Origin of the sequence: Streptomyces sp. NBC_01092, assembly GCF_045039535.1 — a bacterium.
GTDB lineage: Bacteria > Actinomycetota > Actinomycetes > Streptomycetales > Streptomycetaceae > Streptomyces.
The window spans coordinates 2036374-2061528 of record NZ_CP108659.1 but is presented as its reverse complement, the minus strand read 5'-3'; the positions used below and the strand labels follow the sequence as shown (position 1 = coordinate 2061528).

General features: G+C 71.4%; 25 protein-coding genes and 1 riboswitch. Of the genes, 16 read left to right on the top strand and 9 right to left on the bottom strand.

Annotated features, from left to right (window positions below; translation table 11 throughout):
- The first annotated feature begins 91 nt into the window (after positions 1–91).
- Entirely contained in the window at positions 92–1294 is a 1203-nt protein-coding gene (locus OG254_RS09065; RefSeq protein ID WP_405579280.1) for an MFS transporter, read from the top strand.
- On the opposite strand, the gene OG254_RS09060 is transcribed toward OG254_RS09065, so the two are convergent.
- The gene (locus OG254_RS09060; protein ID WP_405579277.1) at positions 1263–1805 is read right to left on the bottom strand and encodes a Repetin; all 543 of its coding nucleotides are present in this window, start codon (positions 1803–1805) and stop codon (positions 1263–1265) included. The genes OG254_RS09065 and OG254_RS09060 overlap by 32 nt on opposite strands.
- Before the next feature lie 299 nt (positions 1806–2104).
- Between OG254_RS09060 and OG254_RS09055 the strand changes: the two genes are divergently transcribed.
- Both OG254_RS09055 and OG254_RS09050 read left to right on the top strand, forming a co-directional pair.
- Positions 2105–2893, top strand: a complete 789-nt coding sequence (locus OG254_RS09055; protein WP_405579275.1) for a carbon-nitrogen hydrolase family protein — start codon at positions 2105–2107, stop codon at positions 2891–2893.
- A 47-nt stretch (positions 2894–2940) separates the two neighbouring features.
- Positions 2941–4656 (top strand): flavin monoamine oxidase family protein, encoded by a 1716-nt coding sequence (locus tag OG254_RS09050; RefSeq protein ID WP_405579273.1) that lies wholly within the window; start codon positions 2941–2943, stop codon positions 4654–4656.
- Between the two features lie 15 nt (positions 4657–4671).
- Here OG254_RS09050 and OG254_RS09045 read toward each other — a convergent pair whose 3' ends face one another.
- Positions 4672–5601 carry an LLM class F420-dependent oxidoreductase gene (locus OG254_RS09045; protein WP_405579271.1) on the bottom strand — a complete coding sequence of 310 codons (930 nt, stop codon included), beginning with the start codon at positions 5599–5601 and terminating at the stop codon, positions 4672–4674.
- 99 nt (positions 5602–5700) lie between these two features.
- Complete coding sequence (locus OG254_RS09040) at positions 5701–6387, bottom strand: DUF5995 family protein (RefSeq protein WP_405579269.1); 687 nt, start codon at positions 6385–6387, stop codon at positions 5701–5703.
- A 172-nt stretch (positions 6388–6559) separates the two neighbouring features.
- Between OG254_RS09040 and OG254_RS09035 the strand changes: the two genes are divergently transcribed.
- A complete protein-coding gene (locus OG254_RS09035) occupies positions 6560–7690 on the top strand; it encodes a glycoside hydrolase family 6 protein (RefSeq protein ID WP_405594909.1) in 1131 nt (376 codons plus the stop codon).
- On the opposite strand, the gene OG254_RS09030 is transcribed toward OG254_RS09035, so the two are convergent.
- On the bottom strand, positions 7672–9081 hold the full coding sequence (locus tag OG254_RS09030; RefSeq protein WP_405579267.1) for a uracil-xanthine permease family protein: 1410 nt from the start codon (positions 9079–9081) through the stop codon (positions 7672–7674). The genes OG254_RS09035 and OG254_RS09030 overlap by 19 nt on opposite strands.
- 138 nt (positions 9082–9219) lie before the next feature.
- Entirely contained in the window at positions 9220–10422 is a 1203-nt protein-coding gene (locus OG254_RS09025) for an MFS transporter (RefSeq protein WP_405579263.1), read from the bottom strand.
- 180 nt (positions 10423–10602) lie between these two features.
- Between OG254_RS09025 and OG254_RS09020 the strand changes: the two genes are divergently transcribed.
- From OG254_RS09020 to OG254_RS09010, 3 genes are all read left to right on the top strand, one after another.
- Positions 10603–11865 (top strand): ROK family transcriptional regulator, encoded by a 1263-nt coding sequence (locus OG254_RS09020; RefSeq protein WP_405579260.1) that lies wholly within the window; start codon positions 10603–10605, stop codon positions 11863–11865.
- A 278-nt stretch (positions 11866–12143) separates the two neighbouring features.
- Positions 12144–13289 (top strand): hypothetical protein, encoded by a 1146-nt coding sequence (locus tag OG254_RS09015; protein WP_405579257.1) that lies wholly within the window; start codon positions 12144–12146, stop codon positions 13287–13289.
- Positions 13286–14488: a hypothetical protein gene (locus tag OG254_RS09010; RefSeq protein WP_405579255.1), complete on the top strand. Its 1203-nt coding sequence runs from the start codon at positions 13286–13288 to the stop codon at positions 14486–14488. Before OG254_RS09015 ends, OG254_RS09010 begins: the two co-directional genes overlap by 4 nt.
- Positions 14489–14765: 277 nt before the next feature.
- On the opposite strand, the gene OG254_RS09005 is transcribed toward OG254_RS09010, so the two are convergent.
- From OG254_RS09005 to OG254_RS08990, 4 genes are all read right to left on the bottom strand, one after another.
- Positions 14766–15512 carry a phosphotransferase family protein gene (locus tag OG254_RS09005; protein WP_405579253.1) on the bottom strand — a complete coding sequence of 249 codons (747 nt, stop codon included), beginning with the start codon at positions 15510–15512 and terminating at the stop codon, positions 14766–14768.
- 152 nt (positions 15513–15664) lie between these two features.
- Positions 15665–16093, bottom strand: a complete 429-nt coding sequence (locus OG254_RS09000; protein WP_405579251.1) for a DUF5959 family protein — start codon at positions 16091–16093, stop codon at positions 15665–15667.
- Between the two features lie 77 nt (positions 16094–16170).
- A complete protein-coding gene (locus OG254_RS08995; protein WP_405579249.1) occupies positions 16171–16737 on the bottom strand; it encodes a sigma factor-like helix-turn-helix DNA-binding protein in 567 nt (188 codons plus the stop codon).
- 50 nt (positions 16738–16787) lie between these two features.
- Positions 16788–17087 (bottom strand): sigma factor, encoded by a 300-nt coding sequence (locus OG254_RS08990; protein ID WP_405579246.1) that lies wholly within the window; start codon positions 17085–17087, stop codon positions 16788–16790.
- A gap of 363 nt (positions 17088–17450) precedes the next feature.
- Positions 17451–17581, top strand: a riboswitch (FMN riboswitch).
- 147 nt (positions 17582–17728) lie between these two features.
- On the opposite strand from OG254_RS08990, the gene OG254_RS08985 reads away from it, so the two are divergent.
- The 9 genes from OG254_RS08985 to OG254_RS08945 all read left to right on the top strand — a co-directional run bounded on the left by OG254_RS08985 (position 17729) and on the right by OG254_RS08945 (position 25147).
- Positions 17729–18346: a riboflavin synthase gene (locus OG254_RS08985; protein ID WP_351196363.1), complete on the top strand. Its 618-nt coding sequence runs from the start codon at positions 17729–17731 to the stop codon at positions 18344–18346.
- Positions 18343–18984 (top strand): nicotinamide riboside transporter PnuC, encoded by a 642-nt coding sequence (locus OG254_RS08980; protein WP_405579244.1) that lies wholly within the window; start codon positions 18343–18345, stop codon positions 18982–18984. Before OG254_RS08985 ends, OG254_RS08980 begins: the two co-directional genes overlap by 4 nt.
- Positions 18981–20330: a bifunctional 3,4-dihydroxy-2-butanone-4-phosphate synthase/GTP cyclohydrolase II gene (locus OG254_RS08975; protein WP_405579242.1), complete on the top strand. Its 1350-nt coding sequence runs from the start codon at positions 18981–18983 to the stop codon at positions 20328–20330. The genes OG254_RS08980 and OG254_RS08975 overlap by 4 nt, the downstream gene beginning before the upstream one ends.
- Before the next feature lie 41 nt (positions 20331–20371).
- Positions 20372–20857, top strand: a complete 486-nt coding sequence (ribH, locus tag OG254_RS08970) for a 6,7-dimethyl-8-ribityllumazine synthase (protein WP_093908860.1) — start codon at positions 20372–20374, stop codon at positions 20855–20857.
- Positions 20858–20891: 34 nt separating this feature from the next.
- Complete coding sequence (locus OG254_RS08965) at positions 20892–21164, top strand: phosphoribosyl-ATP diphosphatase (protein WP_048458133.1); 273 nt, start codon at positions 20892–20894, stop codon at positions 21162–21164.
- 50 nt (positions 21165–21214) lie between these two features.
- The gene (gene hisG, locus OG254_RS08960) at positions 21215–22066 is read left to right on the top strand and encodes an ATP phosphoribosyltransferase (RefSeq protein ID WP_405579238.1); all 852 of its coding nucleotides are present in this window, start codon (positions 21215–21217) and stop codon (positions 22064–22066) included.
- An 11-nt stretch (positions 22067–22077) separates the two neighbouring features.
- Positions 22078–22533: a PH domain-containing protein gene (locus OG254_RS08955; RefSeq protein ID WP_405579236.1), complete on the top strand. Its 456-nt coding sequence runs from the start codon at positions 22078–22080 to the stop codon at positions 22531–22533.
- Positions 22534–22736: 203 nt separating this feature from the next.
- Entirely contained in the window at positions 22737–24062 is a 1326-nt protein-coding gene (locus OG254_RS08950) for a hemolysin family protein (RefSeq protein WP_405579234.1), read from the top strand.
- Positions 24059–25147: a hemolysin family protein gene (locus OG254_RS08945; RefSeq protein WP_351196376.1), complete on the top strand. Its 1089-nt coding sequence runs from the start codon at positions 24059–24061 to the stop codon at positions 25145–25147. Before OG254_RS08950 ends, OG254_RS08945 begins: the two co-directional genes overlap by 4 nt.
- Positions 25148–25155 lie beyond the last annotated feature (8 nt).

The window sequence follows — 25155 nt, the reverse complement described above, 5'->3', positions numbered from 1 at the left end:
CCTGGCGACATTGATCCACCAGCCGTGCCTCCCGAGGGCCGCCTCGGACGCCGTACCCCCGGTGTCCGAAACGTCCCTGCGGGAAGGCCTCATGACACTCTCACCTGCGCGTGTGCCCGCCTCCGGTGTCCGGCGGCTGACAGCCACGCTGTACGGCTACGCGTTCCTCGACGACTTCGTCCTGCTCTACCCGGTGTACGCGCTGCTGTTCGCCGACACCGGCCTGTCGCTCTGGCAGATCTCCTCACTGTTCGCCCTGTGGTCGATCACCGGCGTCGTCCTGGAGGTGCCCTCGGGTGCCTGGGCCGACGCGGTGTCGCGCCGCCGGCTGCTGTGGATCGGTCCGCTGCTCACCGCCGTCGGCTTCGCGCTGTGGGTGGCCGTCCCGTCGTACTGGGCCTTCGCGACCGGCTTCGTCCTGTGGGGCGCCGGCGGAGCGCTCGGCTCCGGCGCGCTGGAGGCGCTGGTGTACGACGAGCTGGACCGGCTGGGCGCCGCCGACCGCTATGCGCGGGTCATGGGCCGGGCCCGGGCCGCGCGGCTGGTGGGCACCGTGGCCTCCATCGGCCTCGCGGGGCCCGTCTTCGCCCAGGGCGGCTACACGGCGGTCGGTGCCGCGAGCTTCCTGGCCTGTGTCCTGACCGCGGCCGTCGCGACCCGGTTCCCCGAGCACCGGATGCGGGCGGAGACCGCTTACGACAGCTGGGCGACGACCCTGCGGACCGGACTCGCCCAGGTCCGCAGGGACCGTGCGGTGCGCGGCGCCCTGCTGCTGATCCCGGCCGTGGCCGCCGTATGGGGCGCGCTCGACGAGTACACCCCGCTGCTCGTCCGGGACATCGGCGTCGCCGAGGCGACCGTGCCGTATCTGATCATGCTGATCTGGGCCGGTGTCACCCTCGGCAGTCTCCTGACCGGCCCGGCCGAACGCCTCGGCACGACCGGCCTCGCTGCACTGCTCGCGGGCGCGGCGCTCGCCCTGGCCATCGGCGCCACGGCTCGCTCCCTGGCCGGCGTCGCCCTCGTGAGCCTCGCCTTCGCCGGATTCCAGCTGGCCGAGGTACTCGCCGACGTCCGTCTCCAGCACCGCATCGACGAGTCCCGACGGGCCACCCTCACCTCCGTGGCCAACCTGGGCACCGAGCTGGCCACGGTCGCCACGTTCGGCGCGTACGCGCTGCTCGGCACGCGCGCGGCACACAGCACGGTGTTCGCGGTGCTCGCGGTTCCCTACCTGGTGACGGCGCTGGCGCTGGCGCTGGCTAGAAGTCGGGCTGCCACGGCACGACCGTGAAGTCGCCCGTCCCCTTCTTGACCTTCTCGAAGGGGGCGGAGCTCACGCACTTGGGCAGCTCCTTCGTCTCGACGGGGTTGCCCGTCGAGGCCCAGCTGTAGCCGAGGCGGTCGTGGCGGCCGGCGTCGTGGACGGTGACGCCGACCCGCTTGCCCTCGGCGCCCGGCAGGTCGGAGGAGGTGATGACCCCGGAGACGACGGCCACCTTCCCACCGGTGACCAGGCAGTCGACCTTGGCTTTGGCCCAGGCGCCCTCGCCGTTCAGGTAGTGGCTCCACTCGAAGGTGCCGGTCGCCTTCATCGGGTCGGCGTTGTCCTTCGCCGCCAGGTGCGCGTCGAACGAGAACGTGATGTCGTCCCCGGCCGAGCGGTACAGCTTGGCGGTGCCGGTGAGCGCGGCGGCCTCGCGCCGCACCGGCGCGTCGTGGGACGCGGTGGCGGGACCGACCGTTCCGGCGGTGAGCAGCAGCAGCGCACAGCAGAGCACGACGGTCCTCGTACGGCGGTTCATGGCGGTCCTTTCCGCAGGTCAACCGGACAGTCACCACTCTCGCGGCGACGCACCCCGGCCACATCGCACCGAGGACCGGACCCCGCCTCCGCCGCACGGCGGAGCCACTCGTGCGCCCCTCAGCTCCGAGGAGGACGGGATCTCCGTCCCGAGGGCGCGCAACGAATCACCGCCGGACCCGTGACCGACGCAACGAACCGCTCACCGGCGCGCAACGGCTCCTTCTTGTCCGGCCTGGTCAGCCGCCCGTACCGTCTACGTGGCCCCCACAATCACCCTTTCGCCCGGTGAGGACACGCATGCGCACCGCCCTGCTCCAGAGCTCCGGCCGCCCCGGCTCCACGTTCGAGAACCTGAAGGTCCTCGACGAGGCCGCGGGCCGTGCCGCCGCCGCGGGTGCCGGGCTGCTGGTGGCGCCGGAGATGTTCCTGACCGGGTACGCGATCGGCGACGACATCGCCCGCCTCGCCGAGCCCGCCGACGGCGACTGCGCGGACGCGATCGCCGAGACGGCGAGCCGGCACGGCCTGGCGATCGTCTACGGCTACCCGGAGCGGGCGGGCGAGACCGTGTACAACTCCGCCCAGCTGATCTCCGCCGACGGCACGCGGCTCGCCAACTACCGCAAGACCCACCTCTTCGGCTGCTTCGAGCGCGACCACTTCACGCCGGGCGAGCAGCAGGTCGTCCAGGCGGAGCTCGACGGCGTCCGCGTCGGCATCCTGATCTGCTACGACGTCGAGTTCCCGGAGAACGTCCGCGCCCACGCCCTGGCCGGCACCGACCTGCTCGTCGTCCCGACGGCGCAGATGCACCCGTTCCAGTTCGTCGCCGAGTCGATGATCCCGGTGCGGGCCTTCGAGAACCAGATGTACGTCGCGTACGTCAACCGGGTCGGCCAGGAAGGGGAGTTCGAGTTCGTGGGCCTCTCCACGCTCGCCGGCCCCGACGGAGTCGCCCGCACCCGCGCCGGCCGCGGTGAGGAGCTCGTCCTCGCCGACGTCGACCCCGCCTTCGTCGCCGCCTCCCGCGAGGCGAACCCGTATCTGCAGGACCGCCGCCCCGGCCTCTACGGGTCGCTCGTCTGAATCCCCCTCAGCCTTCACCAGCAGCTTCTGCAAGGAGTCCGTACCCCATGACGTCCATGGTGCCCAACGCCGTCCAGCACGCCGACGAGCAGCAGCCGCCGATCACCATGTTCGGCCCGGACTTCCCGTACGCGTACGACGACTTCCTCGCCCACCCGGCGGGGCTCGGCCAGATACCCGCGACCGAGCACGGCACCGAGGTCGCGGTCATCGGCGGCGGCCTGTCCGGCATCGTCGCCGCGTACGAGCTGATGAAGATGGGCCTCAAGCCCGTCGTGTACGAGGCCGACCAGATCGGCGGCCGGCTGCGCACCGTCGGCTTCGACGGCCCGAGCACCGAGGGCCTGACGGCCGAGATGGGCGCGATGCGCTTCCCGCCGTCCTCCACGGCCCTGCAGCACTACATCGACCTGGTGGACCTTCGGACCAGCCCCTTCCCGAACCCGCTCGCCGAGACCACGCCGTCGACGGTCGTCGACCTCAAGGGCGAGTCGCACTACGCCGAGACGGTCGACGACCTGCCGCAGGTCTACCGGGACGTCGCCGAGGCCTGGAACAAGTGCCTCGAAGAGGGCGCCGACTTCTCCGACATGAACCGCGCGATGCGCGAGCGCGACGTGCCGCGCATCCGCGAGATCTGGGCGAAGCTCGTCGAGAAGCTCGACAACCAGACCTTCTACGGCTTCCTCTGCGACTCCGAGGCGTTCAAGTCCTTCCGGCACCGCGAGATCTTCGGCCAGGTCGGCTTCGGCACCGGCGGCTGGGACACCGACTTCCCGAACTCCATCCTGGAGATCCTGCGCGTCGTCTACACCGAGGCCGACGACCACCACCGCGGCATCGTCGGCGGCTCCCAGCAGCTGCCGGTGCGCATGTGGGAGCGCGAGCCGGAGAAGATCGTGCACTGGGCGTACGGCACCTCGCTGGCGTCGCTGCACGAGAACGGCGAGCCCCGCCCGGCCGTGACCCGGCTGCACCGCGCCGCCGGCAACCGGATCACCGTGACCGACGCGAACGGCGACATCCGCACCTACCAGGCGGCCGTCTTCACCGCCCAGTCCTGGATGCTGCTCTCCAAGATCGCCTGCGACGACTCGCTCTTCCCGATCGACCACTGGACGGCGATCGAGCGCACCCACTACATGGAGAGCTCGAAGCTGTTCGTGCCCGTCGACCGGCCGTTCTGGCTGGACAAGGCCGTCGACGACAGGGGAAATCCGACCGGCCGGGACGTCATGTCGATGACGCTGACCGACCGGATGACGCGCGGCACCTACCTCCTGGACGACGGTCCGGACAAGCCCGCCGTCATCTGCCTCTCCTACACATGGTGCGACGACAGCCTGAAGTGGCTGCCGCTGTCCGCGAACGAGCGGATGGAGGTCATGCTGAAGTCGCTCGGCGAGATCTACCCGAAGGTCGACATCAGGAAGCACATCATCGGCAACCCGGTGACCGTCTCCTGGGAGAACGAGCCCTACTTCATGGGCGCGTTCAAGGCCAACCTGCCCGGCCACTACCGCTACCAGCGGCGCCTGTTCACGCACTTCATGCAGGACCGGCTGCCCGAGGACAAGCGGGGCATCTTCCTCGCCGGCGACGACATCTCCTGGACGGCCGGCTGGGCCGAGGGCGCCATCCAGACCGCGCTGAACGCGGTCTGGGGCGTGATGCACCACTTCGGCGGGGCGACGGACGCCGGCAACCCGGGCCCGGGCGACGTCTACGACGAGATCGCGCCGGTCGAGCTGCCGGAGGACTGAGCCCGGCCAGGGCCGTCAGATTCCGGCGGCCCGCACCGCCTCGTACACCTCGGCGGCGATGTCCTTGAGTTCCTCGGCGTCCCGTGCCAGGCCCTGGAACTCGAAGAAGAACTCGTCGAGCCCCTCCACGACATGCGCGGCCAGGTCCTCGACGATCTGGTCGACGCTGCCCTGGAACGCGGCGCGGTCGGGGCCGTCGTACGCCTTGGCGCTGTACTGCGGGTTGATCCGGACCACCGCCTGGATCGGCTCGGTGCGGCCGCGCTCCGCCGCCAGGTCCCGCAACTGCCGCCACTGCGCGGCGAGTTGCTCGGCGCCCATGGCGATCGGCATCCAGCCGTCGAGCCGGTCCACCAGGCGGGTCATCGCCTTCTTGCTGTTGGTGGGCACGAGGATCGGGATCGGCCGGGCGGGCTTGGGGGAGACCGCGGCCGAGGCGACCTTGGAGTGCGGGCGCTCGTAGGACACGGGGTCCGGGCCCCATACGGCCCGGCACACGTCGATGACCTCGTCGAGCACCTTGCCCCGCTCCTCGAACGGGGCCACGCCCGCGGCCGCGTACTCGTCGAGCGACCAGCCGGTGCCGAGGCCCGCCACGACCCGGCCGCCGCTCGCCGCGTCCAGCGTGGCGAGCGTCTTGGCCAGCTGGAACGGGTTGTGCAGCGGGGCCACCAGGACGCTGGTGCCGAGCCGGGCCCGCTCGGTGGCCGACACCGCCAGGGTGAGCGTGACGAGGGGTTCCGGGACGCCCCGGTACATCTCGGGCCACGGCATCCCCTCGATGCCGTACAGGCCTTGTGTCGCGGGTTCCGGGAACAGGGCCCGCTCGTAGACCCAGAAGCTCTCGTAGCCGATCCGCTCGGCGGTGCGCGCGACGTCCGGCACGTCACGGCCGATGTCGTACTGCTGTGCTTGGGGGAGGCTGAGTCCCAGCCTGATGGCCATCCGTACGCTCCTTTGCGTCGGTTCGTCTCAGACGGTTCAATCGTCAACTTAACTCAGGTACCCGCCCGAGGCAGGTGTACCGCACGGGTGTGGCCGAGATCAGTCGTTCAGCGGCGTGAGCAGCATGCGCCCCGCCAGTCCCACCGCCGCGTCCAGCCGCTCGGTGAACTCCTCGGCGACGTCGGGCAGTCGGCGCAGCGCCCACAGCGTCCGAGCCGCCGACCAGGTGGCGTCCCGGGCCCGCTCCAGGCTCCAGGAGCCGAGCAGATGGGTGAGCGGGTCGGCGATCTGGAGCAGGTCGGGACCCGGCATCAGCTCTTCGCGGACGCGCTCCTCCAGCGAGACGAGGACATCACCCACCCGATCGAACTCGTCCTCCAGGTCGACGGGTTCGCAGCCGAGGCTACGACTGGCGTCCACCACGGCGAGCGCCAGATCGTGGCCGATGTGCGCATTGATGCCCGCGAGCGCGAACTGCAACGGTCGTACGCCCGGATGGCGCCGCATCTGGAACAGGGGCCGCCAGCAGGCGGGCGGGCGCCGTCCCTCCTCGGCCGACTCCACCGCCGCGAGATACCGCTGCGCGAACCGCACGTCCAGCGTGATCGCCGCCCGCGGGTCCGCGAACCGGCCGCCGTCGATGTGCCGGTCGACGGCCTCGGTGACGGCGAGGTAGACGCGGTTGAAGACGGCGACGCCGTCGTGCTCGGGCAGGGTCGCGTCGAGGGCGCGCATACGGGAGATGACCGCGTCCACGGCTGTGGTGAATTGTTCGCATTGCCCCATGGGGGCAATGTCCCAGCTTTAGGGTGGCGGCAGTGTCGGCGGGCCCGGCGCTTCCCCAGAACGGGGGAACGCGCCCGCCGAGGGGGAGGGGGAGCAGGACGTGCCAGGCTCACGTGCCCGGCGACTGGCCGCTCGAAGGGCCGAGCGCAGGAAGGTCGCCCGGCGGGGTGCCATGGTCGTGGCGGCCTTCGTCGTGGTCGCCGTCGGCGCGGCGACCGGGATGATCTCCGCGCTCGACGACCGGAGGGGTACCGACGAGGCCGGGCCGCCCGAGGCGACGCGCTCACCTCGCCTGGAGTACCTGCCGCCCGCGCCGTCCGCCTCCCCGTCGGTCACGAAGTCCGCCTCGCCGACGTCCGCCTCGCCGACCCCGAGGCCGAAGGCCAGTCCGAAGCCCTCGCCGCCCCGGACCGAGAGGAAGCAGCAGCCGGCCGTGGTCTCCCCCCGCCTCTATCGCCACCCCGACTCCCAGGTCCTGGAGTGGGTCCGCGACAACCCCGCCGACCCGCGCCACACCCTCATCGAGTCCCGTATCGCCGCCCAGCCGGCCGCCGTGTGGTTCGCCGACTTCACGCCGGACACCATCACCGCCCGGGTCCGCGCGGTCACCTCGGGCGGGTCGGCGCTGGGACGGGTACCGGTGGTGGTGCCGTACGCCATACCGGACCGGGACTGCGGCGGTTACTCCGAGGGCGGGGCGCCGAGCCTCGACGCCTACGACGCCTGGATCGACAGGTTCGCCGCCGGGCTCGGCTCCGGCGACGTCATCGTCGTCCTGGAGCCCGACTCCGTCGCCCAGTCCGAGTGCCTCTCCGCCCGCGCCCGCGCCGACCGCTTCGCCTCCCTGGCCCGCGCGGGCCGCGTCCTCAAGGCGGCCAACCCCAAGGCCCGGGTCTACTACGACGCCGGGCACTCCGGCTGGAACGCTCCCGCCAAGCAGGCCGCGTGGCTGCGCCAGGCCGGCGCCGCCACGACCGCGTCCTCGGACGGCGTCTTCAGCAACGTCTCCAACTTCCACACCACCCCCGACGAGATCGCCTACGACCGCCGGGTCCTCGACGCCCTCGGCGGCCCCGCGAGCCTGGGCGCCGTCATCGACACCAGCCGCAACGGCGCCGGAGCCCCCGCCGACGGGGAGTGGTGCGACCCGTCCGGCCGCAAACTGGGCCGGGCGCCGACGCTCGCCACCGGCGAGGCCCGCATCGACGCCTACCTGTGGGTCAAGCTCCCGGGGGAGTCGGACGGGTGCAAGGGCAGTCCCGGGACCTTCACGGCGTCGTACGCCTACGAGCTGGCGCGCTGAGCCCCGTCGCCGGTGCCGCTCTCCTCGTCGTACGACGACGTCCCCTCGTCGAGCAGCGGCTCCTGCGTCTTGAGGTGGGCCGGGGCGAACGCCCGCAGCGCGTGGTAGCCGGTGATGACCACCAGCGTGCCCAGCGCGATGCCGCTCAGCTCGAAGGTGTCGGTGAACTCCAGGGTGACGTTGCCGACGCCGATGATGATGCCCGCCGCGGCCGGCACCAGGTTCAGCGGATTGCGCAGGTCCACCTTGGCGTTGATCCAGATCTGCGCGCCGAGCAGGCCGATCATGCCGTACAGGATGACGGTGATGCCGCCGAGGACGCCGCCCGGGATCGCGGCCACGATCGCGCCGAACTTGGGGCAGATGCCGAAGAGCAGCGCGAAGCCGGCGGCGGCCCAGTAGGCGGCGGTGGAGTAGACGCGGGTCGCCGCCATCACGCCGATGTTCTCGGAGTACGTGGTGTTGGGCGGGCCGCCCACCGCCGTGGAGAGTACCGAGGCGGCGCCGTCCGCGGAGATCGCGGTGCCCAGCTTGTCGTCCAGGTTGTCGCCGGTCATCTCACCGACCGCCTTGACGTGCCCGGCGTTCTCGGCGACCAGGGCGATCACGACGGGCAGCGCCACCAGGATCGCCGACCACTGGAAGGACGGGCCGTGCAGATCCGGCAGACCGATCCAGTCGGCCTTGCCGACGCCGGAGAGGTCGAGCCGCCAGTGGTCGGTGAGCTTGCCGCTCGCGTCGACCGAGTGGATCCGGCCGAAGATGCGGTCGAAGGCCCAGGAGATGCCGTAGCCGAGGAGCAGGCCCAGGAAGATCGCGATCCGGGACCAGAATCCGCGCAGACAGACCACCGCCAGACCGGTGAACAGCATCACCAGCAGGGCCGTCCACTGGTCCTGCGGCCAGTACGTCGACGCCGTCACCGGGGCGAGGTTGAAGCCGATGAGCATGACCACCGCGCCGGTGACGATCGGCGGCATCGTGGCGTGGATGATGCGCGCCCCGAAGCGCTGTACGGCGAGCCCCACCAGGAACAGCACGGCGCCCACGACGAGGACCGCGCCGGTCACGGTGGCGCTCGAACCGCCGTCGGCCCGGATGACCGCGGCGACGCCGACGAAGGAGAGCGAGCAGCCGAGATAGCTGGGCACCCGCCCGCGCGTGGCCAGCAGGAAGATGACCGTCGCGACGCCCGACATCATGATCGCCAGGTTGGGGTCGAGCCCCATCAGGACCGGCGCCACGAACGAGGCGCCGAACATCGCCACCACATGCTGGGCGCCGAGCCCGACAGTGCGGGGCCAGGAGAGCCGTTCGTCGGGCCGGACCACCGCTCCGGGCGCCGGGGTGCGTCCGTCGCCGTGCAGTTTCCAGCGGACGCCGAGATCCATGGTGCGGTTTCGCTTTCGTCGTGCGGGTGGGTGTCCGGACCATTGTCAGGGACACCCAAGGCGGCGCCGACCAGGGCCGATCAGGGATGCTGAGCGTCCGCCGGGGCGCTTCGCGGTCGGCGCCGTGGAGCGAGGGCTTCAGGGCCGCGGGTCGGGAACCGCCGCGTCCGGCCGGCTGACCTTCGGGCGCTCGCGGTCGCCGGCGCGCAGGACCCGCGCGAACAGGATGAGCCCGGACGACAACACGGTGACCAGGCAGAAGGACACCATCAGGCTGGTGGCCTGAGCGATCCCGCCGATCGCGCTCGGGGCGATGAGGCCCGAGGTGTAGGTGATCGTCGCGACGCCCGCGATGGCCAGCGAGGGGTTCGGCCCGTTGCGGCCCGCCGCCGCGAAGCACAGCGGCACGACCACCGCTATGCCCAGACCCAGCAGCGCGAACCCGGCCATCGCCACGGCCGGCAGGTCCGACACGACGATGAGCAGTCCGCCCAGGGTGGCGAGGACACCGCCGAACCGGACCGTGCGCACGGAGCCGTAGCGGTCCACCACCTTGTCGCCGGCGATCCGCGCGAGAGCCATGGTGAGCGTGAAACCGGTCGTGCACGCCGCCGCGAGCCCCGCCGAGGTGCCGAGCTGGTCCCGCAGATAGACCGCCGACCAGTCCAGGCTCGCGCCCTCCGCGAAGACCGCGCAGAACCCGACCGCGCCGATGAGCAGCGCCGACTTGGGCGGCAGCGCGAACCGGGGCGGCGGCTCCTCGTCCTCGGCGGGCTGGAGGTCGAGCACCCACTGACAGGCCGCCACACCGAGGAGGGTGAGGGTCGCCGCCGCGAACGCGTGGTGCAGGCGGGCGTCCGAGCCCAGGTGCGCCGCGAGCGTGCCGGCGGCCGAGCCGACCAGGGCGCCCGCGCTCCACATGCCGTGCAGGCCCGACATGATCGACCGGCCGAGCCGGGTCTCCACCTCGACGCCGAGCGCGTTCATCGCCACGTCCGACATGCCCGCCGTGGCGCCGTAGACGAACAGCGCCAGACACAGGGTCAGCAGGTTGGGGGCGAGGGCGGGCAGGGTGAGGGCGAGTGTCCACAGGGCGATCAGCCCGCGCAGGGCGTTCCGCGCGCCGAAGCGGTGGGTGATGCTGCCCGCCAGCGGCATCGCGACGGAGGCGCCGAGCGCGGGGAAGGCGAGGGCGATGCCGAGCTGGCCGGCGCTGACGTCCGCATGGTCCTGGATCCACGGCACGCGCGTCGCGAACGAGCCGGTGACGGCGCCGTGCACGGCGAAGACGGCGGCCACGGCGTACCGGGCGCGCCTCACTTCGCGCAGGTCGTAGACCATCCCACCCATTGTGTGACCCCTCCCGGTCTTCGCTTGTGCTCGGTTCGGGCGTAAACTATCAGGAACCCTGCCTGATAGATAGGTGAGATACCGGCCGCTCGAAGCCGCCGTGCTCGGCGGCTCACCGCCGCCGGCTGTCTGCCGTCCGCCGCACGGTTCGCGATCTGGAAGGATCCCGGCATGCCCGCATCCCCGAGCACCGCCCGGGCCATCAACGACCGGCTCGCCCTCCGACTGCTCCAGCGGGAGGGCTCGTTGACGGCCATGCAGCTGAAGCAGCTGACCGGACTGTCCCGGCCGACCGTCGCCGACCTCGTCGAGCGCCTCACCGACGCAGGCCTGATATCGGTCGTCGGCGAGGCCGGCGAGCAGCGGCGCGGCCCGAACGCCAAGCTGTACGGCATCGTCGCCGGCCGCGCCCATCTGGCGGCCCTCGATGTCCGCACCGAAGGCGTCTCGGTGGTCGTGTCCGACCTGGTCGGGACCGTGCTCGCCGACGCGTCGGTGCCGATCGGCGGCGACACCGGGACGGGGCCCGCCGTGGAGCAGGCGGTGGCGCTGGTGGAGCGGGTCGTGAAGGAGGCCGGCGCGGACCGGCTGCACACCGTGGGCATAGGCGCCCCTGGCCTGATCGACCCGGCGAGCGGCGAGCTGCGTGACTCCTCCGGCCTGCCCGAATGGCACCGCCGGCTGGTGGCGACCCTCCAGGAACGGCTCCCCGAGGCCCGCGTCAGCGTCGAGAACGAGACCAACCTCGCCGCCCTCGCCGAACAGCGCGACGGGGTGGCCGCCGACCGGGACACCTTCGTCCTGCTGTGGCTCGGCCATGGCACCGGCGCGGCGGTCGTCCTCGACGGGGCGTTGCGGCGCGGGGCCTCCGGCGGCACGGGCGAGATCGGGTTCCTGCCGGTGCCGGGGACGACGGGGCTGCCGTCGGCGGTGGACTGCGAGGGAGGGTTCCACTCGCTCGCGGGGTCGGCGGCGATCGTGAGCCTGGCCGGGGAGTACGGGCTGACCGTCGAGGACCCGTCCGCGCCCGAGCCGCACGCCGCGGGGGTGGTGAGGGAGGCCGTGACGCTGGCGGCCCGGGTCGGCAACGCGGAGGCCGGGGACGGCCGTTCGGGGCACGACGGACCGACGGCCGGCCTCGGCGACGCCGCCTCGGCCGACCGCTTCCTCGACGCCCTCGCCGACCGCCTCGCCATCGGCGTCGCCTCCGTCGTCGCCGTCCTCGACCCCGGCTGTGTGGTCCTCGGCGGGGAGGTCGGACAGGCCGGGGGAGAGGCGCTCGCCGCGCGGGTGGAGAAGCGGATCCGCCAGATGTCGCCCCTCGCGACCGTGGTACGCCCCAGCGGCCTGGGCGGCGGCGCCGTCCTGCGCGGAGCACTGCTCACCGCGCGCGACGCGGCACAGGACGAACTCTTCGCCCCACCGGACCGCTGACCGGGGTGCCTCCCCTTCGGCTGAACCACTCCGAGTTCTCCTTCCGAGTTCTCCTGAGGATGTGGTCGGAGGGATTGACGAGGCGTCATGTCCGAGCGGGCGCCGCCTTTGCCGCTGTCAACAGATGAATACACTGCTGGTCAAGATCCGCAGGCGCCCACTCCGACGTGCAGGACATGCGCTGTTTGGTGTGCCCGCGGGTGAGTGTGTGGTTACGGGAACGGCGCACGTGGGGGACCGATTCGCGACCCCTTCCTGCGCCGGAGGGGGATCACGGGGTGAGTGAGACAGACGAGGCGCCCGCGGCGCCCGGTCGGCTGCGCCGGGCGCTGCCGCACAGCAGGCGCGGCCGGTTGTTGCTGATATCCGCGCTGGTGCTCGCCCTTGCGGGCACCGGGCTCGGCACGTGGGCGGCGGACACCTGGCCGTGGCCGAAGGACCGCTACTGCTGGGGCGCATGGGAGCAGGACAGCGGCCCGGACTTCCTCGGCGACGAGGCTTTCGGCGACGATGACGACGGCTCACGCACCGGCAAGGAGACGGCGCCCACCCGCGAGCGCCCGACCGGCAGGTGCGAGGTCGCCATCGCCAGCGACTACAAGAGCAGTTACGACGGCGACAAGGTCACCACCGACCAGCAGGTGACCGTCGAGTACGGCGCGGTCCCCAAGGCCGCGGAGGCCCGGCTCGCCATGGTCCAGGACGGTTTCCTGGGCGGCGACATGGTCCCGCTCCCGGACGGCCTGCCGGGCACGGTGAACGGGCGCGGTGGCCTGTTGGTGCTCCCGAAGTCCTGCGATACGCAGGACGGCCGGCCGACCGTCGTCACCATGGAAGCGTCCGGCACGTACACCAGCGGCCCCTCGTACACCCAGAACGATCCGCCCGATCTGGGCGGCGCCCGGGAGGCCGCGGTGCTGCTCGTCGCGGCGGCCAACCGTGGGATGGCGGCGGCCGGTTGCGCGCCGGACGAGCCGCTGAAGGTCAGCTCGCCGCTCTACGACCTGCCGGGCAGGCAGGAGCGCCTCTTCAGCGACTCTGACGACGTCTGCGGCATCCGCGGCCTGCACCTCGACACGGACGACATCGAGGACCAGACCGGCGCGGTCACCCGCGACCTGCAGACGTGCAGCGTCCGTGGCGATCGGAGCGGCGTGCCGTACCTGGACGTGGCGATGGTCGCGCACCCCCGGCTGGCCGCGGTGTTCGACGGCATCGCGGGTGAAGGCCCCGCGGCCCGCGGCTGGCGCGGCACGGGCACCATCGGCGACAAGCATGCGATCGTAAGAGCCGACTGTGCCGGCCGGCCCACAACCTTCCTGATGGGCGCCTCCACCGATCCCGGCCACCTCGCCGCCTTCGCCAACGCGGCCGCCGCCCGCCTGGGCTGCGCCCCCATCGCCCCCGAGGGAGCCGTCCGATGAGCAGCACGCAGGACGAGCCGAACCGCTACGACCAGCCCCTGCCCGCCGATCGGGAGCTGCTCAGCGAGCGGTATCGGCGCCTGCGCCGGGAGCGGTGGCGCCGACGGCGCCAGCGTTGGCACTGGCGCAAACTGCTGCGCGGCAGGGTCCGGCCGCTGATGGCCGCAGGTCTCGCCGGGATGCTGCTCGGCGTCGGCGGCACGGCCTGGCAGACGCAGGCCGGGCCGTTCGCGCCGGACGAGGTGTGCTGGGGCGCGCTGTCCCGCGATGACCTCGCCACGACGTTCCGCGAGCCGGAGAACGTCAAGGCGGTCGAGGCGCCCGTTCTGCACGGTGCGCGCTCCATGGACGGCCCCACCGGCAGCTGCCAGTTGACGAACAGCGACGGCGACGAATGGGCGTTCACCGCCCGGGTCCACCGCCTCGACGACCGGGCCGGCGACGACGGCAAGTGGGCTGATGAGTTCCTCTCCGCCCGACTCACCCCGCTCGGCGGCGGCCTCCTGGGCATGGCCTCGGACAACCGCGCCTGGCTCGCCATCCCGGACGGCTGCCTGGGCCGCCCCGGCGACTTGGACGGGCCGACCGTCGTGGACATCGCCCTGGGCAGCTGGATCAGCGACATGGAGCCGCGTACCAAGGAGCGGGACGGGATGGCCCGCATGGTCGTGAAGCTCGTCAACAAGGTCAGCGCGGACCTGGGCTGCGCCGGCACGATCGCCGACCCGGTCGAACGCCTGCCGGAGGCCGCCCGCTACACCCGCACGGAGAAGCCGGACGCGCTCTGCGGCATCAAGGGGCTGACCCTGCGCAAGAAGGGTAAGCCGGACAAGTACCCCATGATCACCGACGGGCACGGCCCGGTGCGCACCTGCGACCGGGGCATCACCGGCTCGCAGTGGGAGCAGCGCCTGATGACCGTGGAGGACCCGCGGCTGGCCGCGATCTTCATGGGGATGACGCTGGACGAGGGCGAACGGGTGCGCTCCGCCACCGGATACGGCGGCCTGGGCCCCAACCTCGGCGTCTTCCGGGCTCGTTGCCAGGCGGGCCCGACGGTGTTCCTCGTACAGGCCAACGAGGGCGGGATGGGCGCGGACCTGCGCACCCTCTTCCCCCGCTACGTCGAGGCCGAGGCCGCCCGCCTCGGCTGCGGCCCGTTGAAGCTGACACTGCCACGACCGGGCGGGAGCCGCTGACTCCCGCCCGGCCGCCGTGCCGCAACGACTCCTGACAGAAGGAGGCTTCTGCCGGCTGCTGTGCGGGATCCTGTTCGTGCTGAATACCGGGATGCGCTGAAGGGCGGGCCGCTGATCCAGGCGGTCCCGCCGAACCGCGGTAAGCGCAGCCGGCCACTGCGCCGCCCCGGGTATCTGGCCGCCGACCGCGGCTATGACCGCGAGGTCTACCGGGACAAGGTCCGCCGGTTCCAGATCACCCCGCGCCTCGCCCGGCGCGGCACCGGCCCGCGCAGCCTCACATCCGGGATCTCAGCACGTCGACCTCACAGCCCGGCGCGAACGGGTCGAAGCCGTGCTCGATCAGCCAGCGAACTGCCAGCAGGCTTCGCAACGACCACCACGCGTGGATCACGTCGAGGTCGATGTCGGTGCCATAGCCGGCGACGACGTCGTCGAGGTGCTCCTCGTGTCCGAGCGTGAAGGTGGCGAGGTCGTACAGGGCATCACCCTGGCCCGCCTCGGACCAGTCGATGATGCCGGTGACCTCGTCGCCGTCGACGAAGACGTGCGCGATCTGCAGGTCGCCGTGTGTGAACGCCGGTGTCCACGGCCGGAGCGCGGCCTCGGCGACCTGGCGGTTGCGGGTGACCAGGTCAGCGGGCAGGAGGCCGTTCGTCACGAGCAACTGGCACTCGTCGTCGAGTTCCGCCGTCAGCGCGACGATGCTCCGGCCGGCCCGGCCGGGCCGGGGCGGCAGGGGCGCTTCGTGCAGCTTCCGGATGGCGGCGCCCGCCGCGGCCCACGCCGCCGGCGACCCGGTCGACGGCCCGCCGAGGCGCCCAAGCGTCGTCCCCGGGAGTGCGGCGATCGCGAGCGCGGGCGGCTTGCGCCACAGGACCTCCGGGGTCGGGACCGGCGCGAGGGACATCGCCTCGACCTCGACGTCGATGCGCGCCTGATCGGCGTCCACCTTCAAGAACACGTCACCGACGCGCAGAGTCGCGCGCTCGGAATGGGCGACGACGACTTTGACCTCATCCATGGGCGACCAGTATCCCGGGGATGATCGCCGACGTCGCCGGGTTTGTCGCGTGCGACGACACCGACCTCTCACCAGGTCAAGCCCACCACTTTTGTCAGGAGTCCTAAGAACCCCAACGATGTGCGCTCATCTGCTGGCGGCGCCTTGTCTCCCTACGCGGAGAGCATCGGAACCCAGTGCTTCATCAACTGGTGCAGACGCTGTCGGTGGTCGGCGATCCAGTCGTTTGGCAGGGCGATCGGCACGCGCACGGTGACCATGGATCCTGACTCGTCCTCTACGACCACTTCCGGACAGTCACGCTCGCCAGTGAGTTGGATGACGATGGACGCCCCCCTGCTCATCTCCATCCAGGCGACATCCTCGCCGGCGTCCAGCCTGTTCAGCGCGTCGGACCAGCTCTCCAGCTTCGAAACGGACAGCGCCAGGTAACGGCGGCCGGACACGAAGGGCGTCCCGACGACAATCTCGGCATCGAGCCCGGCAGCCCACGTGGGGTTGCGCCCCAGGACGTGGACGGTGACGCTGTTCCCCTCGTCATCGGCGAGGGAGATGAGCTCCCTCGGAGCGATGTCGCCCATGGTTTCCCCTTCATCGGCGAATACCGAGAGATCGTCGCCACGCCGGGAGGCATCCGCCACCCCTTTTGTCAGGGGTTCTAAGCCCGCGCCAGCTGCCGCCCCACGAACTCCAGCTTGTCCGGGTTGACCACGGCCCACGCGTGCGTGACCAGCCCGTCCCGCAGCTCGAAGGCCACCACGGACGTGAGCGTGTCGCCCGCCCAGGCGGCCACCGCGGTCGAACCGTTGATCTCGACGGCCGTGAGGTCCACGCCGGACAGGAACGTCCGCGACGCACCAGCCAGGAAGCGGAACACCTTGTCCCGGCCCTCGATCGGCCGCCGGGCCGCCGTGACCTTGCCGCCACCGTCACTCGACCAGACGACGTCGGCCGCCAGCAGCTTCTCCAGCCCGCCGAGGTCGCCGTCGCGGGCCGCCGTGAGGAACGACCTGACCAGCTCTTCCTGCCGCTCGGGAGACGACTCGAACCGCGCCCGCCGCTCCTCGACCCGCCGCACCGCCCGCCGGTAGACCTGACGGCAGTTCGCCTCGGTCAGATCCAGCGCCTCGGCGATCTCCCGGTGGCCGTAGGCGAACGCCTCCCTCAGCACGTACACGGCCCGCTCGGTCGGGGTCAGCCGCTCCAGCAGCACCAGCATCGCCATGGACACGGCGTCCCGCTGTTCGGCGGACTCTGGGGGTACCTCCCACGCCCTTAAGGCAGTGGGGGAGGCCCCAGCGTGCCGTCCGAGGTGACCACCGGTTCCGGCAGCCAGGGCCCGACGTACCGCTCGCGCCGGGCCCGCGCCGAGGTCAGCCGGTTGAGGCACAGGTTGGTGACGACCTTCGCGAGCCAGGCCGCCGGATACTCGATGGTGTCCCGGCCGGCGCCGTCGAAGCGCAGGTAGGCGTCCTGGACGGTGTCCTCGGCCTCCTCCGCGGAGCCGAGCATGCGATACGCCAGACCGAACAGCCGTGCGCGGTGTGCCTCGACCTCGGCGGTGGCGGTCGTCATGCCCTCACCCTGCCAGAGCCGCCGAGGGCGCGAGTTGGGAGACCCGGCGGCGGGCAAGGGCCGTCGTCACCGCCGCCGGGCCGTCTGTGCGGGGCTCGGCAGTTCCCAGGTCCTGCCGTACACCCCGGTCACAGGTGGCTCCACGGGAAGAGGCCCGAGTGGACGAAGGGGTTCCCGCACCCTAGAGAGGACTAGACCACAGCGTCAATAGGTATGGACCAATTCCAAGGCCGTTTCGCCGCAAGGGAGTTGGGAGCATCGCGAACCGCCGGGGAAGTCCAGTGACAGAGCTTGTGAGCCACCCCACATCGTCCGCCCGTATGGACACCGATCGGGCGTGGCACACTGGCTCTGTACCAGAAGCAGCGCACTCCGGGGTCGGTGAAAGTCCGAACCGGCGGTTACAGTCCGCGACCCGGTCGCCTCCAGCGGCCGGTTGACCAGGTGAAATTCCTGGACCGACGGTTAAAGTCCGGATGGGAGGCAGTGCGCGGCGGGCGGGCATTCGTGCGCGCCGCCGTACCGGTTCGTCCTTGGGGCGAGCCCTGTCCGGCGTCGCCCTCGGTGTCCCTGCTCGTTCATTCTGTCGTCCGTCGACAGCCCCGGAGTCCGTGCCCCGATGTGGCAGGAGGACCCGGGAAGTGTTCACCGGAATCGTCGAAGAGCTGGGCGAGATCACCGCTGTCGAGACCCTTGACGACGCCTGTCGCTTCCGACTGCGCGGCCCCGTCGTCACCGACGGCGCAAAGCACGGCGACTCGATCGCCGTCAACGGCGTGTGCCTCACGGTCGTCGACCACGAGGGCGACGAGTTCACCGCCGACGTCATGGCCGAGAGCCTGAACCGCTCCAGCCTGGGCGCCCTCACCGTCGGATCCCGCGTCAACCTGGAGCGCCCCACCGCCGTGGGCGCGCGCCTCGGCGGGCACATCGTGCAGGGCCACGTCGACGGAACCGGCGAGGTACTGGAGCGCAAGCCCTCCGAGAACTGGGAGATCGTGAAGATCTCCCTCCCCGCGGACCTGACCAGGTACGTCGTCGAGAAGGGCTCCATCACCGTCGACGGCATCAGCCTCACCGTCGTCGATGCCGGGCCCGACTACTTCACCGTCAGCCTCATCCCCACCACCCTCGCCCTGACCACGCTCGGCCTCAAGCAGCCCGGCGACCCGGTCAACCTCGAGGTCGACGTCATCGCCAAGTACGTCGAGCGGATGCTGGGCGACCGGCTCTCCTCCGAAGGGGCGGCGGGCCGGTGAACTCGCTGAACTACGAGGCCTTCGTCCTGTTCGGCCAGCACATCCTCTGGTCGGACATGATCGGCAACCTCTTCGGCCTCGCCGCCCTCGCCCTCGGCTGGCGGCGCTCCATATGGACCTGGCCCGTGCAGTTCCTGGCCGGCCTGATCCTGTTCGGGGCGTTCTTCGGCCATCTGACCGGCAGCGCGGGCAAGCAGGCGGTCGTCATGGTCGTCGCCCTGTACGGCTGGTGGCAGTGGCAGCGCGGCAAGGGGCAGAGCCAGGACGGCCACATCAGCGTCCGGTTCGCCACCTGGCGCGAGCGCGGCGCGATGGCCGCCGCGGCCGCCGCCGGCACCGTCGCGGTGGCGCTGCTCTTCAAGGCGTACCCGACCCTGTCCTGGGACCCCTGGCCCGACGCCTACATCTTCGTCGGCACCATCGTCGCCATGTACGCCCAGGCACGCGGCATGGTCGAGTTCTGGTTCGCCTGGCTGCTCGTCGACCTGGTCGGCGTCCCCCTGAACTTCGCCAACGGCTACGCCTTCTCCGGCTTCGTCTACGTCATCTACGGCGCACTCGTCCTGTGGGGCATGCGCGACTGGTGGCTGCGCTCCCGCGAGGACGCGCGGCCCGTCCTGGAAGGAGCGCCGGCATGACCACGGCACCCGTTCTGTACAGCACGGACAACAGCGCGGACTGGTCGCTCGACCCCGTCGAGCAGGCCATCGCCGACATCGCGGCCGGCCGCCCGATCGTGGTCGTCGACGACGAGGACCGGGAGAACGAGGGCGACCTCGTCATCGCCGCCGAGCACGCGACCCCCGAGATCGTCGCCTTCATGATGAGCGAGTGCCGCGGTCTGATCTGCGCGCCCATGGAGCCGGAGGAGCTGGACCGGCTCGGGCTGCCGCAGATGGTCGCGGACAACACCGAGTCGATGAAGACCGCGTTCACGGTCTCCGTCGACGCCTCGGGCGCCCACGGCGTGACCACCGGCATCTCGGCCTCCGACCGCTCGACCACGCTCCAGCTCCTCGCGAGCGGCAAGGCGCAGCCGTCGGACCTCGTCCGCCCCGGCCACATCTTCCCGCTGCGCGCCAGGCCCGGCGGCGTCCTCGTGCGTAACGGCCACACCGAGGCCGCCGTCGACCTCGCCCGGCTCGCGGGCCTGCGCCCGGCCGGCGCCATCGTCGAGATCGCCGGCGAGGACGGCGAGATGCTGCGCCTGCCCGAGCTGATCCCGTTCGCCCGCAAGCACGGCCTGACGATCATCTCCATCGAGGACCTGATCACCTACCTCCGCGACGCCGAGCGCCCCCAGCAGGAGCCCGCTCCGGTCGAGCGGCGGCCGCTGGCGGCCGAGTCCACCGTCCGCCGCGAGGCCGAGGTCCATCTCCCCACCGCCCACGGCACCTTCACGGCGTACGGCTACCGCTCCACCGTCGACGGCGTCGAGCATGTCGCCCTCGTGCACGGTGAGATCGGCGACGGCGAGGACGTCGTCGTCCGTGTCCACTCCGAGTGCCTCACCGGCGACGTCTTCCACTCCCTGCGCTGCGACTGCGGCCCCCAGCTGGAGTCCGCCCTGGAGCGCATCCAGGCCGAGGGCCGTGGAGTCGTCGTCTACCTGCGCGGACACGAGGGCCGGGGCATCGGTCTGATGTCCAAGCTGCGCGCCTACGAACTCCAGGAGCGCGGCCGCGACACACTCGACGCCAACCTCGAACTCGGCCTGCCCGCAGACGCCCGCGACTACGGCGTCGGCGCGCGGATCCTGGCCGACCTCGGCGTGCGCAGCGTCCGGCTGCTGACCAACAACCCCGACAAGACCGACGCGCTGCGCGGCCACGGCATCGAGGTCACCGAGCGCGAGCCGATGCCCGTGCAGGCGGGCGAGCACAACCTGACGTACCTGCGCACCAAGCGGGACCGGATGGGACACGATCTGCCCTGGCTGGACGCGGCCCCCGAGCCCGCCCTGTCCACCTGCACCAACCAGTAAGAGCACACCCCAGCAAGAGCACACCGAGGAGAGTCAGGAACGTGAGCGGCAAGGGCGCACCGGAGCTGTCCGTACGCAATGTGGGCGACCTGCGGGTCGCGGTCATCGCGGCACAGTGGCACGAGAAGGTGATGGACGGACTGGTGGACGGCGCGTTGCGCGCCCTGCACGACCTGGGGATCGACGAGCCGACCCTGCTCAGGGTCCCCGGCAGCTGGGAGCTCCCGGTCGTCGCCAAGGTCCTCGCGGGCCGCGGCTACGACGCGATCGTGGCCCTCGGCGTCGTCATCCGCGGCGGCACCCCCCACTTCGAGTTCGTGTGCCAGGGCGTGACCCAGGGCCTGACCCAGGTCTCGGTCGAGACCGGCGTCCCGATCGGCTTCGGCGTGCTGACCTGCGACACCGAGGAGCAGGCCCTGGACCGGGCGGGCATCGAGGGCTCCAACGAGGACAAGGGGCACGAGGCGGTGACGGCCGCGGTGGCCACGGCGGCGACCCTCCGCTCAGTATCTGAACCCTGGCGCTGACGAAAGCCGTATGTGGCATAGGCTGAGCGTCACCATGTCCAAGAAGACTTTCGAGGAGCTCTTCACCGAGCTCCAGCACAAGGCCGCCCACGGCGATCCCGCCACTTCCCGCACTGCCGAACTCGTCGAGAAGGGCGTCCACGCCATCGGCAAGAAGGTCGTCGAGGAGGCCGCCGAGGTCTGGATGGCCGCCGAGTACGAGGGCAAGGAAGCGGCTGCCGAGGAGATCTCGCAGCTGCTGTACCACGTCCAGGTGATGATGGTCGCCCGCGGCATCTCCCTGGACGACGTGTACGCCCACCTCTGAAGCACCAGCAACCCAGCACACCGTAAGAGCGAACGAAGGAAGCCGACCTCATGCTGCGCATCGCCGTCCCCAACAAGGGTTCCCTGTCCGGCCCTGCGGCGGACATGCTGCATGAGGCCGGTTACCAGCAGCGGCGCGAGTCCAAGGAACTGCGGATCGTCGACCCCGAGAACGACGTCGAGTTCTTCTACCTGCGCCCCCGCGACATCGCCATCTACGTCGCCTCCGGCCAGCTCGACATCGGCATCACCGGCCGTGACCTGCTGATCGACTCGGACGCCGACGCTGAGGAGATCCTGCCGCTCGGCTTCGCCCGCTCCACCTTCCGCTTCGCCACCAAGCCGGGCACCGTCGGCGAGGACCTGGCGGACCTGAAGGGCAAGACGGTCGCCACCTCCTACGAGGGCATCGTCGCCAAGCACCTCGCGGACAACGGCATCGACGCCTCCGTCGTCCACCTCGACGGCGCCGTCGAGACCGCCATCCAGCTCGGTGTCGCCCAGGTCATCGCGGACGTCGTCGAGACCGGCACCTCGCTGCGCAACGCCGGTCTGGAGGTCGTCGGCGAGCCGATCATGAAGTCCGAGGCCGTCGTCATCCGCCGCGTCGGCGCGGACGCCGACGAGGTCAAGGTCCAGCAGTTCCTGCGCCGCCTCCAGGGCGTCCTGGTCGCCCGGACCTACGTGATGATGGACTACGACTGCCGCGTCGAGCAGCTGGAGAAGGCCGTCGCCCTCACTCCGGGCCTGGAGTCGCCGACCGTGTCGCCGCTGCACAACGAGGGCTGGGTCGCCGTCCGCGCGATGGTCCCCTCCAAGGAAGCCCAGCGCATCATGGACGACCTGTACGACATCGGCGCCCGGGCCATCCTGACCACGGCCATCCACGCCTGCCGCCTGTAGTGAGCACACCGATGTCCGAACTGCCTGCTCTTCCCGTCACGTTCCGGCCGGGCCGCACCCGGGCCGTCCTGCTCACCGCCGGCGCCGCGATCTTCGTCGTCATCACGGCCGTCGCGCTGCTGCTGGAGAAGCTCGGTCCCGGCGAGCGCCTCAGCTTCATCTTCACCGGCGCGCTCATGTTCGGCGTGCTGGCGATGCTGGCGCGCGTGAAGGTCGTCGCCGACGAGTCCGGCGTCACCGTGGTGAACATCACCACCAGGCGCCGCCTCGACTGGGCCGAGATCCTTCAGGTGAACCTCCGCCCGGGCGACCCCTGGGTGTTCCTCAACCTCAGCGACGGCACCAGCCTGCCTGCTCTCGGCATCCAGCCGGGCATCGCCAAGCAGCGTGCCATCGCCGATGCACGCACCCTTCGGGCGCTCGCGGAGGCCCGTTCCATCAGGGAGCCCGAGGACCATGAGGACTGACTCGGCGGCGTTCACCCTGACGTAAATCGCGATGTCTTGATTAATCTGTTGGCGGAGGCGTTTTCGTGGCGCCTCCGCCACTGATGTTCCCACCGGTCCTCAGAGGCCCCCCTGCGACCCGAGGAGTGATTCCCTCCAGCGATGGACGGATCGTCCTGTAGTACCGGCGCCGCCCCCTCCCGACATACCGGGGCGGCCGCATCATGAGCACCCCCTTGCTGCTCCTGGCAGCCGCGTTCCTCCTGATCCTCGCCAACGGCTTCTTCGTGGCCGCCGAGTTCGGCCTGGTCACGGTCGAGGCGACGGACGCCGAGAAGGCCGCCGCGGAGGGCGACCGAAGGGCCCACCGGGTCGTCGAGTCGCTCAAGGAACTGTCGTTCCAGCTCTCCGGCACCCAGCTCGGCATCACCATCACGTCCCTCGTCGTCGGCATGCTGGCCGAACCGGCGCTCGCCGAGCTGCTGGGCGGGCCCTTCACCGCGATCGGTATCCCCGAGGGCGCGGTGTCCGGCGTGTCCGTGGTCGTCGGCATGCTGATGGCCTCGGCCGTGCAGATGGTGATCGGCGAGCTCGTGCCCAAGAACTGGGCGGTGTCCCGGCCGATGCAGGTCGCGCGCTTCGTCGCCGGCCCGCAGCACGTCTTCGCGCGACTGTTCCGCCCGGTGATCGCCGCGCTGAACTCCGTCGCCAACCGTCTCGTGCGCGCGCTGGGCATCGAGCCCGCCGAGGAGCTGGCCTCGGCCCGCACCCCCGGCGAACTCGTCTCCCTGGCCCGGCACTCCGCCCAGGCCGGCGCCCTGGAACAGGACACGGCGGACCTCTTCGTACGGACCCTGGCGCTCGCCGAGCTCACCGCGCAGCACGTCATGACCCCGCGCGTGAAGGTCAGCGCGCTGCAGTCGTCGGCGACCGCCGAGGACGTGGTCAACCTCACCCGCGCCACCGGGCTGTCCCGCTTCCCGGTCTACCGGGAGCGGATCGACGAAATCGTCGGCATGGTCCATCTGAAGGACGCCCTGGCGATCCGTTCGGGTGACCGGCTGCGCACCGCGGTCGGCCGTATCGCCCGCCCGGCGCTGCTCGTCCCCGAGACCCTGCCGGTCCAGCCGCTGCTGGCCCAGCTGCGCAGCGAGCAGCCCATCGCCGTCGTCGTCGACGAGTACGGCGGCACGGCAGGCGTGGTCACGCTGGAGGACATCGTCGAGGAGATCGTCGGCGAGGTCCGCGACGAGCACGACGGGCAGGACCTGCCCGAACTCGCCGCAGCCCCGCCGGAGGACGGCCGCCCCGCCTGGGACGCCGACGGCAGCTGCCGGGTCGACATCCTCCAGCGCATAGGCCTCGACGTGCCCGAGGGGCCGTACGAGACCGTCGCCGGACTGGTCGCCGACCTGCTCGGGCGTATCCCGGCCGTCGGCGACAAGGCGGAACTGCCGGGCTGGCGGCTGTCGGTGCGCCGGGTCGGCCACTACCGCGCCGAGCGCGTCCGGCTGGTCCGGACCGGCGCCATGGTGGAGGTCGCCCGATGAGCGTCCTCCAACTCGTCTTCGCCGCGCTTCTCGTGCTCGCCAACGGATTCTTCGTGGGCGCCGAGTTCGCCCTCGTCTCGGTCCGCCGCAGCCAGATCGAACCACTGGGCACCGCGCGCGCACGGCAGGTGCTGTACGGCCTGGAGCGGCTGCCGCAGATGATGGCGGCGGCCCAGTTCGGCATCACCGTCTGCTCCCTGACGCTCGGCGCGGTCGCCGAGCCGACCGTGGCGCATCTGCTGACGCCGGTGTTCGAGTGGATCCACATGCCGCACGGCCTGATCCACCCGCTCACCTACGTCATCGCCCTCGCCGCGGTGGTCTTCTTCCACCTGGTCATCGGCGAGATGCTGCCGAAGAACCTGGCGATGGCCGCGCCGGAGAAGGTCGCGCTCTGGCTCAGCCCGGGCCTGGTCTGGTTCGCCCGCTTCTGCAAGCCGATCACCGTGGCGCTCGGCGCGGTCGCCCACGCCATCCTGCGGCTGTTCCGCGTCGAGCCGAAGGACGAGGTCGAGGCGGTGTTCACCAGCGAGCAGCTCAACCGGCTGGTGGAGGACTCCGGCCAGGCGGGCCTGCTCGACCCCGAGGAGCAGGAGCGTCTGGAGGACGCGCTGGAACTGGGCTCGCGCCCGGTGACGGACGTTCTCCTCGGGCGCGAGTCCCTCGTCACCGTCAGCCCCTCGGTCACCCCGGGCCAGATCGTCGCGCTCACTGCCCGCACCGGGTACTCCCGCTTCCCGGTCGCGGCGGAGAACGGCGCCTTCATGGGCTATCTGCACGTGAAGGACGTACTGGACCTGGAGGAGTCCGAGCGTGCGGTGCCGCAGCAGGTGTGGCATCCGATGACGACCCTGCGCTCGGAACTGCCGCTGGACGACGCCCTGACGGTCATGCGCCGCGCCGCCACCCACCTCGCCCAGGTGGCCGACGCCTCCGGCAAGGTCCTCGGCCTCGTCGCGCTGGAGGACGTACTGGAGCTCCTGGTGGGCGAGGTACGGGACCCGGCGCATCGGGAGCTGCCCGAGGTGCGGGTCACGGCGCCGCGGGTGAGCAGCGGGGAGCCGGAACAGGCACTGGCAGGCTGACCGGGCAG